Annotated in this window: 4 protein-coding genes; all 4 read left to right on the top strand. The window is 31.8% G+C overall.

Annotation, left to right across the window (positions count from 1 at the left end; genetic code table 11):
* Positions 1 to 695, top strand: a 695-nt coding sequence (gene rpoA, locus PHC28_RS17435; RefSeq protein WP_300103539.1) for a DNA-directed RNA polymerase subunit alpha, incomplete at its 5' end; no start/stop codon positions are given.
* A gap of 33 nt (positions 696 to 728) precedes the next feature.
* On the top strand, positions 729 to 1,232 hold the full coding sequence (gene rplQ / locus PHC28_RS17430) for a 50S ribosomal protein L17 (RefSeq protein WP_300103538.1): 504 nt from the start codon (positions 729 to 731) through the stop codon (positions 1,230 to 1,232).
* Between the two features lie 87 nt (positions 1,233 to 1,319).
* Positions 1,320 to 2,012: a hypothetical protein gene (locus PHC28_RS17425; protein ID WP_300103537.1), complete on the top strand. Its 693-nt coding sequence runs from the start codon at positions 1,320 to 1,322 to the stop codon at positions 2,010 to 2,012.
* Positions 2,013 to 2,109: 97 nt separating this feature from the next.
* Positions 2,110 to 3,154 (top strand): glutamine-hydrolyzing carbamoyl-phosphate synthase small subunit (gene carA / locus PHC28_RS17420; protein WP_300103536.1); only part of this gene is annotated, 1,045 nt, incomplete at its 3' end.

Here is a 3,154-nt window from a genome sequence, read left to right as displayed (position 1 = left end):
TTACAATTTCTGTAACCGGTAAAGATCAATTGACAGCTGGTGATTTTCAAAAATTTATTTCAGGTTTCCAAGTTTTGAACCCAGAACTTGTAATCTGTAATTTAGATAGCAAAATTAAACTGCATTTTGATTTAACAATCGAAAAAGGTAGAGGATACGTTCCTGCTGAAGAAAACAAAAAACAAAATGCTGCAATTGGAACTATTTTTACAGACTCAATTTTTACTCCAGTAAAAAATGTTAAGTATGCAATAGAAAACTTCCGTGTAGAACAAAAAACAGATTACGAAAAATTAGTTTTCGAAATAAAAACTGATGGTTCAATCAATCCAAAAGATGCTCTTACAGAAGCTGCTAAAGTTCTAATTCACCATTTCATGTTGTTTTCTGACGAAAGAATTACTCTTGAGGCTGACGAAATCGCACAAACAGAATCCTATGACGAAGAGTCATTACATATGAGACAATTGCTTAAAACTAAGCTTGTTGATATGGATCTTTCTGTAAGAGCATTAAATTGTCTTAAAGCTGCAGAAGTTGATACACTTGGAGATTTAGTATCTTTCAATAAAAATGACCTAATGAAATTCCGTAATTTCGGTAAAAAATCTTTAACTGAACTAGATGAACTAGTGGCAATTAAAAATTTGAACTTCGGAATGGATTTAGCAAAATACAAATTAGATAAAGAATAATCTAAACCTTCAAAGGTTTAAATTTACATAGCAATGAGACACGGAAAAAAATTCAATCACTTAGGCAGACAGACTGCACATAGAAGTTCTATGTTAGCTAATATGGCTTGTTCCCTTATCGAACACAAACGTATTAACACTACTGTTGCAAAAGCAAAAGCGCTTAAACAATTTGTTGAGCCATTAATAACAAAATCTAAAGCTGATACGACTCACAATCGTCGTATTGTTTTTGGATACTTACGTAGCAAATATGCCGTAACTGACTTGTTCAGAGACGTAGCGGCTAAAGTAGGTGACCGTCCAGGTGGATACACACGTATCATCAAAGTTGGAAATCGTTTAGGAGATAATGCTGATATGGCAATGATCGAATTGGTAGATTTCAATGAACTTTACAACGGAGGTAAAAAAGAAGTTAAAAAAGCAAAAAGCCGTCGTGGTGGAAAAGCGAAGAAAGCTGATGAAGCTCCAGTTACTGATGTTACTGAAGAAACTCCAGCTGCTGAAACTGAATCAACAGAGGCTACTGAATAGTTATGAAAATAATCATTCAATAAAAACCAAGGATAAACTTTTAATAGTTTATCCTTTTTTTTTATATTTTTGAAAAAAATGTAAATTATGAAAAAATTAATTTTTGCTTGTTTAATAATTGCTAATTATACTGTGGGAAGCGCACAAGTTGTAGGTCGTTATGGTGCGGGTGATATAACGGAATACTTAAACCCTATACAAAGTAATAGGTTGTTCAATGAAACCGAAAAAAGGATTAAAGTAATCGATGGAACTCAATATTTATTTCCATCATGGCAAGGCATATATGAAATTTATTTTCACGATAAAAAAAAATATGTAATTGAAAATTTAAATTATAATATTAAGTCCCAAAGCCTTGAATTTAAAATCAAAAATGATTCTGTATTCCAATTTGATTCTAATAAAATAGATTTTATAAAAAATTATTTGGGGAAATATAAATTTTATAATATTAATGATAACAATCAACTTTGTCAAGAATTGTATATGTCAAATACAATGATTCTTTTAAGAGGGTATGCCGTTAAATTAGTAGACGAAGTAATAAACCCTATGACAAAAGAGCTAATTTCTAATGCTAGATATGAAAAAAAGAACAGATATTTTTGCAAAATAAACGAAAATGAAATTACTGAAATTGTTTTAAAAAGGAAACAAATTTTAAAGTTATTTGGAGATAAAATGAAAGAAGTCGAAGCTTATGTGTCTAAATCAAAATTGAGTTACACCTCTGAAAAAGATTTACTTCAAATTTTTCAATATTACGATTCTATTTAACAAACAACAAAACTTATGTACAATTAGTATATGATAAAATGGGTACTTAAAAAATCAAATAGGTTCCATTTTTGTTATATCACACAAATATAAAAAAGTGAAATACACAACACGACAAAGCGCCATACTTCTATTAAGTGACGGAACCATTTTTCATGGAAAATCAATTGGAATTTCTGGAAAAACTTTTGGAGAAGTCTGTTTTAATACAGGAATGACAGGATATCAGGAAATATTTACTGATCCTTCTTACTTTGGACAAATTATGGTGGCAACTAATGCTCACATTGGAAACTACGGTGTAAGCGATAAAGAAATTGAGTCAACAAGCATTAAAATTGCTGGGCTGGTTTGCAAAAATTTTAGTTTTAATTATTCTCGTGAAGAGGCTTCAGGAAGTTTAGAAGATTATTTCATTAAAGAAAACTTAATTTGTATCTCTGATGTAGATACTCGCGGACTCGTAAGTTATATTCGTGACAATGGAGCTATGAATGCCGTTATTTGCACAGATGGAACTTCAATTGACGAACTTAAAGAAGCTTTGGCAAAAGTACAAGATATGAAAGGATTGGAGTTGGCTTCTAAAGTTTCTACAAAGGAGCCTTATTTTTTTGGTAATGAAAATGCTACCTATAAAATCGCAGCACTAGATTTAGGAATTAAAACAAATATTCTTCGCAACCTTGCCAAAAGAGATTGCTATATTAAAGTTTTTCCATTCGATGCTACTTATGAAGAGTTGGCATCATTTAATCCTGACGGTTATTTCTTGTCAAATGGACCTGGTGACCCTGACCCATTGGTTAGTGCTATAAAAGTGGCAAAAGAAATTCTGGCAAACAATAAACCATTGTTTGGGATTTGTTTAGGACACCAAGTAATCGCTTTGGCAAACGGAATTTCGACCTATAAAATGTTCAACGGTCATCGTGGAATCAATCATCCTGTGAAAAATATCATTACTGGAAAAGGAGAAATCACTTCTCAAAATCACGGTTTTGCCGTAAACAAAGAAGAACTCGACAATCATCCTGATATGGAAATCACACATATTCATCTTAATGACGGAACCGTTGCGGGTATGAGAATGAAAAACAGAAATTGTTTCTCCGTTCAATATCATCCAGAAGCAAGCCCTG

The sequence above is a fragment of the Flavobacterium sp. genome, assembly GCF_028712645.1.
Lineage (GTDB): Bacteria > Bacteroidota > Bacteroidia > Flavobacteriales > Flavobacteriaceae > Flavobacterium.
The sequence above is the reverse complement of the archived record's forward strand: the minus strand, read 5'-3'. Positions and strand labels throughout refer to the sequence as shown.